The 6,561-nt window shown below is 46.6% G+C and carries 4 protein-coding genes and 1 pseudogene; 4 read left to right on the top strand and 1 reads right to left on the bottom strand.

What is annotated here, in order from left to right:
• Positions 1-3 precede the first annotated feature (3 nt).
• From RH89_RS03990 to udp, 4 genes and pseudogenes are all read left to right on the top strand, one after another.
• Positions 4-1,356: an ATP-binding protein gene (locus RH89_RS03990; RefSeq protein WP_004399237.1), complete on the top strand. Its 1,353-nt coding sequence runs from the start codon at positions 4-6 to the stop codon at positions 1,354-1,356.
• The gene (locus RH89_RS03995) at positions 1,343-1,816 is read left to right on the top strand and encodes a response regulator (RefSeq protein WP_004399238.1); all 474 of its coding nucleotides are present in this window, start codon (positions 1,343-1,345) and stop codon (positions 1,814-1,816) included. The genes RH89_RS03990 and RH89_RS03995 overlap by 14 nt, the downstream gene beginning before the upstream one ends.
• Positions 1,817-1,994: 178 nt before the next feature.
• Positions 1,995-4,282 (top strand): annotated as a pseudogene (locus tag RH89_RS04005) (zinc/cadmium/mercury/lead-transporting ATPase).
• A 390-nt stretch (positions 4,283-4,672) separates the two neighbouring features.
• The gene (udp, locus tag RH89_RS04010; protein WP_004399241.1) at positions 4,673-5,431 is read left to right on the top strand and encodes a uridine phosphorylase; all 759 of its coding nucleotides are present in this window, start codon (positions 4,673-4,675) and stop codon (positions 5,429-5,431) included.
• 75 nt (positions 5,432-5,506) lie between these two features.
• Here udp and RH89_RS04015 read toward each other — a convergent pair.
• A partial coding sequence (locus RH89_RS04015) for a Card1-like endonuclease domain-containing protein (RefSeq protein WP_038144890.1) occupies positions 5,507-6,561 on the bottom strand: 1,055 nt, incomplete at its 5' end.

A 6,561-nucleotide genomic window follows, 5' to 3' on the forward strand; every position in this document is an offset into this window, starting at 1 on the left:
GGTATGAATACCAGTGTAGCCAAGGTGATTGAGCATTATTTTTCCAACCCGATGTGCCACTTGGAACTGGATACTGAAGAAGCACTCCTGACGGAAGGTGAAGAAAACCGACGTTTATTTTATGTGGTTTCGGGCGAATTAGAAGGGTTTGTAAAAACAGAAAACTCTTCATCGGTAGCCAAAGTATTCAGTGCGTCCGAGGGGGCATTTATTGGTGTTCACAGTTTCTTTTCTGGAGATTTTGTGGCGTCTTCCAGTGTTGTAAGCAAGTCACCAAGCGTACTTGCCTGGATAGATAACGAAACACCTCCCGTGGACGAAGAACGGTTGGGCTCACTGACTCAACAGTTTACCCCTGTAATTCTCAACGAGCTTTCACGGCGTCAGAAGCGCGCCATGCAAGAAGCAATTGAGAAAGAAAAAGTGCTGACTCAGCTCCACACCGCAGAACAGATGACTACTCTTGGGCAGCTAGCGGCAGGCATTGCGCATGAACTGAACAATGCAGTTGGGGTACTCAGTAGCAAAACTGAACGTATGCAGGAAGTCATTCTAGCGTTGCTTGAAGAATTACACCCCGGAGCCAGTCAGTTTGTTGATGCTGGCCTTCTGAAAGGACAGACTGCCAGCTCTCAGGAAGTTCGTGCTCGAGCAAAGCAAATCAGCAGTGAGTTTGGAATTGAAAAGCACCTGGCGAAAGCATTAGCGAGAGCCGTTTCGCCCTCAGAATTATCAAACGACTGGCTTAAATCGCCTGAAGACGCAGTGAAATACTGGAGCGTAGGACGAGACTTGCACGACATGCGAGTGGCGGCAAGGCACTCCGTTAGCATCGTTAAATCGGTGAAGCAGTTAGGACGCTCTGATACCGAAGTCGAAGAATGGGTAGACGTTAACGACACCCTTCATAAGTCACTAGCTTTGTTGCAAAGCGATATCCGACGAGTCGATGTAAGATTCAGCCCCGCAAGTACCAGTAAGATAAAGGGCAGTGAAAGTGACTTGGTTCAGGTATGGGCAAACATCATCAAAAATGCCTGCGATGCTCTGTCGTCTACGCCTAATCCCGGTATTGAGATTCTAACCCGAGAGAGCGACAACCACATCAAAGTGACGATTGCCAATAATGGTCCAGAAATAAAAGAAAGCGTTCGCAGGCAAATATTTCAACCCAATTTTACTACCAAGAAGGGTGGGCTTTCGTTCGGTCTTGGGTTGGGGTTATCCATCGTGAAACGAATGGTTAGCCGCTATCAGGGAAGTGTTGTCGTGAAGAGCGACGACGAAAAAACGGTCTTTCGGATCAAGTTACCTAAATCGACAAACCCAAAGGAGGTTGGTTATGGAAAAAATTAACATCGTGTGTGTGGATGACCAGCGGGAAGTATTGAGTGCGGTGCTGCAAGATCTTGCGCCTTTAGAAGAATGGCTGACTATTGAGGATTGCGAATCGGCAGAAGAAGCTCTGGAACTTATCGAAGATTTGGATGCACAAGGTGAGCATATCGCACTGGTTATTTCGGACCATGTTATGCCGGGACAGTCAGGCGTTGAGCTCTTAACCGAAATTTCTCAGGATCGTCGTTTTACACATACCAAAAAAGTGCTTCTGACAGGGCAGGCGACACATCAGGATACGATTTCGGCCATCAATCAGGCTCGTATTGAAAGTTACTTTGAAAAACCATGGGTTGGGAAAGAACTGGTTGAATGCGCAAGGCGCTTAGTGACTGAATACATTTTTGACGCAGGTCTGGAATACGAATCGTATCAGCTTCAGCTTGATCAACAAATTGTATTCAGTCGTTTGAGGTAATTTTCACAAAAAAGGGTTTTCTCTAAAATTTGCTTGACCTTAGACTCGACTCCAAGGTGTATAGTCAAAATCAAATATTATCTGTGATTCATATGAGAGTGAAATGCACAGGACTTGAATCGGCATAAAAAAACTCAAGTTCCCGGCTTTCATTCCAATACATATAAGGATAAAGACTATGTGCATCAAACACGAAAGTTGCAAAAGCAAACACACTGGACCAACCCTTTCTATTAGTAGCTGCACACCCATAGCACCTCTCGAAAGCAACACAGAATCGGGTCATTGCTGTAACGGTGACTCCTGCTCTGGTGGAGGCGAAACGACCTCGATCGAAGACGAGGGTGAGCGGTCGCCAGGCGGTGATACGCTGTCTGGCAGTTGGAAAATTCTGGGTATGGACTGTCCGTCCTGCGCGCGAAAAGTTGAAAATGCCGTATCTGCAATCAAGGATGTTTCCCATACCAAGGTGCTGTTTGCCACCGAAAAACTCGTTGTGCAATACCAAGAGGCAGCCACCTTACCTCTCATCGAACAAGCGGTGCGCAAAGCCGGATTTCAGTTTGAACAACCAAAAAACAGGTAGAATCCGAGACCTCTGAAAACCGAGCACTGACATTTTTAAAAGCGAATCTGAACATCATTTCGCTTTCCGCTGCGATGGCAATTTCCGCCATTATCAATCAAGTGTCTCCTCAAGTTGGTGCCTGGATGTTCACCTTTGTGTGCATTGCAGGCTTGTATCCTGTCGCCAAAAAAGCCATTCAGCTGGCGAAAAGCGGCACTCCGTTTGCTATTGAAACCCTGATGAGTGTGGCAGCGCTTGGCGCGCTTTATCTGGGTGAAACCATTGAAGCCGCAATGGTGCTTTTACTGTTTCTATTAGGGGAGAGACTGGAAGCGTACGCGGCGTCAAGGGCTCGAAGTGGCGTTCAGTCTTTAATGGCGTTGGTGCCTGAAAATACCATTCGCATTGAAAACGGTCTTCGGGTTGAAGTGGCGGCGTCTGAACTCAGTGTTGGTGACATAATTGAAGTCGCCCCAGGGGACAGATTGCCGGCAGACGGTAAGCTTGTTGATACCAATGCAAGTTTTGATGAAAGTGCACTCACTGGGGAATCGGTTCCTGTCGGACGAGATATTGGTGATCAAGTTATGGCTGGATCGGTAGTGGTCGATAAAGTCGTTCGACTGTCCATTACTTCTGAGCAAGGTGAGAATGCCATCGATCGAATTCTTCACCTGATTGAAGAGGCGGAATCTCGCAAAGCTCCTTTGGAGCGATTCTTAGACAAGTTCAGTCGCTGGTACACGCCATTAATGATGGTGGTATCTCTGCTGGTGATCATTACCCCGCCATTATTTTTTGAACAACCTTGGGAGACCTGGGTATATCGTGGTCTGGCACTTTTATTGATTGCCTGTCCGTGTGCCTTGGTAATATCCACACCCGCGGCGATCACTTCTGGGTTAGCGACTGCGGCAAAGCGTGGTGCGTTGATCAAAGGCGGTGCTGCATTAGAGCAACTAGGAAAAATTGAAGCCGTAGCATTTGATAAAACCGGTACTCTGACGTTGGGTAAGCCCCAGGTCACAGACGTTAAACCAGTCAATGATATGGATGCAAATACATTGCTGACATTGGCTGCTGCTATAGAAGTAGGCTCGTCTCATCCACTGGCAAAGTCTCTGGTTCAGAAGGCAGAATCCTCCGGTTTGGTGTTGCCTGAGGCGAAAAACAAACAGGCGCAGATTGGAAGTGGTATTTCTGGTGAGGTAGACGGCAAGCCCGTTATCTTGATTTCACCTTCTAAGTTTCAGGGTCAGGTCTCGTCTGACCTGAAGACTGAAATCGAATCGCTGGAATCGCGCGGTAAAACGGTGGTGCTAGTGTCTGTTTCCGGTGCATTGGAAGGCCTGATTGCCTGGCAGGATACGCTGAGAGACGATGCCGCTCCAGCAATAGAAAAGCTTAAAAAGCTCGGAATTGATTCCGTTATGCTTACAGGAGACAACCCACTTGCAGCGAAAGAAATGGCGAGCAAAGTCGTCATGGATTTCAAAGCCAGCTTGTTACCCGCAGATAAGGTAAGTTACGTCAATGAACTTGCCCAGCATAAGCATGTGGCAATGGTGGGAGATGGCATCAATGATGCTCCAGCGATGAAAGCCGCGTCGGTAGGGATTGCAATGGGCGGCGGAACAGACGTCGCACTTGAGACTGCAGATGCTGCTCTAACCCACAGCCGGTTAGAAGAGTTGCCTGCAATGATAGAGCTTTCCAAAGCAACGCTGAGAAATATCCAGCAAAACGTTGCGTTAGCATTGGGGTTAAAAGGCGTCTTTCTGTTTACAAGCCTGTTTGGTATTACCGGGCTTTGGGTGGCGGTTCTTGCGGATAGCGGAGCTACTGCGCTGGTGACATTAAATGCGCTTCGCCTGCTAAGGTTTACATCTAAGGACTGACATTAGCTTTTCGAATTTTTAAGCCTTGCTAAGTAGCAAGGCTTTTCTTTTTTTGCTGAAGTGAAGGGCAATACTTCTGAAGCGTTGATGGTAAATTAGCCACAAAGTTGCACTTTTGTGTGATGCAAATCGATTTCCTTTGAAAATCAATGTTAATACTTAAACGATATCGTGAATCTGATCACTAATTGTTTGGGGTTTGTTCGATAGAGTAAACGGGTACCCATTAATCAATCAAATACCCCAACACTTTTTTCTGCAAGCTGAGCTCAACTGACCTCGGCTTGTTATCCTTTTTTCTGAAAAAAGTGAAAATATAAATGAAGGTGTAAAAGCCTTATATAATTTACTGGGGTGAAAGAGAACAAATCGACAACCAAGGAGTCCTTTATGTCTCAAGCTGTTTTTCACTTAGGTGTTACCCAAGAAGATCTTGCTGGTGCTACTTTAGCAATCATTCCCGGAGACCCGGCACGTGTACAGAAGATTGCTGAAGAAATGGATAACCCAGAGTTTTTGGCAAGCCACCGAGAATACACGCTTTACAAAGCTGAGCTGGATGGTAAGCCGGTTGTCGTTTGTTCCACTGGTATCGGTGGTCCATCTACCTCAATCGCGGTGGAAGAGCTAGCTCAACTTGGTGTAACAACATTCTTGCGAGTAGGTACTACTGGTGCTATTCAACCTCACGTAAATGTGGGCGACATGATTGTGACTACCGGTTCTGTTCGTCTGGACGGTGCGAGCCTACACTTTGCTCCTATGGAATTCCCAGCTGTTGCCGACTTTGATATTGCAACTGCAATGAAAGACGCGGTTCTGGAAGAAGGCGCTACGGTTCACACTGGTATTACTGCATCAAGTGATACCTTCTATCCAGGTCAGGAACGTTACGATACGTTTTCAGGTCGTGTTGTAAGACGCTTCCAGGGCTCAATGAAAGAGTGGCAAGACATGGGTGTGCTGAACTTTGAAATGGAATCAGCCACGCTTCTGACTATGTGCGCAAGTTCGGGGCTGAAAGCAGGATGTGTCGCTGGGGTTATCATTAACCGTACACAAAAAGAAATTCCTGATCATGCCACGCTAAAAGAAACAGAAGCTCGCTCTATTAAAGTGGTGGTCGAAGCTGCACGTAAAATGCTGTAAGGCTTTGATATAAAATTTAAACAAAGAAAAGGGCATCAGATGATGCCCTTTTTCATGCTTAAATCTCACTCAAAATTAATCGAGCTCTTCGTGACCGCCAGCGTCTTTAAACCAGGCGGTTAAGTTGGCTTTCAGATCTTTCAGTTCTTCGGGACCGATCAGTGCCAGACCTAGATCCTCTGCGCGAGTGATGTCGTTGTGACGAAGAGGACGGAAACTAACAAGCATAGCGCGTGCCTGAAGCCCTCCTAGGAGGTCACGTAACGATTCCAGTTTGTATAACGTATCGTCGCCATCGTCTCTCATACCCTTGGTTTTACATTCAATGATATGCAGTTTGTTATTGACGACGGTCGCTACGTCCAGTTCATTACGTACTTCTTTTTCACCCAACTGGCGATAAACCTGAACATTCAGAGAACGGTCCTGAATGGTTGGGAGTTCGTCCTGAATCTGTTTTACGGTGCTATGCACTAAGTTTTCAAGCCATTCACCATTCGAGAAGCGTCTTGCGTCTTCGTTGGCAAACGTCAGAATTCCTTTTTCATAGGTCGCGAGCTCGGTTTCAACCAGATCCGAAATCAACATATCCAGTTCTTTGTAGCTTTGCTGTTTCTCAGTCAGAGCGACATCCAGTTTCTGCTCTTTACGACACGTGGTTGCCAGGTAATTTAATGTCGCTAGACCCGGACCTAATTCAAGAGCATTTCCCGCCCAGCGTTCGCCAAGTTGGTAAAGTTTTTGATCCAGTTGTTCTGGCAGTTCCTGCTCAGTGAACTCACTGCGCGCGCCAAATATGGTCAGGTAATCTTCAATCTTAATGTGGTCTTCAACCTGAGCGTCTTCACGACCATCCGGGTATAGCCAGCAAAGCTTGTCACTAAAAGGCTCAACAACAAAAATTGGCCAGTGATAAGTACGGAATACCTCGTAAACAGAAAGTAATCGGTGTCTCAAGCCACAACTGGCGTTGAGTTTGACATCAACGTTTCTGGTTTTGAGGTCTTCGGCGAGGATTTGAATGGACTCTTTGATTTTTGATGTGTTCACGACGCTGGGAATTTCGTAGAACTCCGATGTAATGCCACGCAGTTGTAATACAGAGTACAGTCGTTGATACATTGGCACAC

The sequence above is a fragment of the Vibrio nigripulchritudo ATCC 27043 genome (genome assembly GCF_000222685.1).
In the GTDB taxonomy this organism is placed as follows: domain Bacteria; phylum Pseudomonadota; class Gammaproteobacteria; order Enterobacterales; family Vibrionaceae; genus Vibrio; species Vibrio nigripulchritudo.

Coding starts and splice junctions, on each gene's coding strand:
- RH89_RS03990 (WP_004399237.1), top strand. CDS start 4: ATGAATACCAGTGTAGCCAAGGTGATTGAGCATTATTTTTCCAACCCG.
- RH89_RS03995 (WP_004399238.1), top strand. CDS start 1,343: ATGGAAAAAATTAACATCGTGTGTGTGGATGACCAGCGGGAAGTATTG.
- udp (WP_004399241.1), top strand. CDS start 4,673: ATGTCTCAAGCTGTTTTTCACTTAGGTGTTACCCAAGAAGATCTTGCT.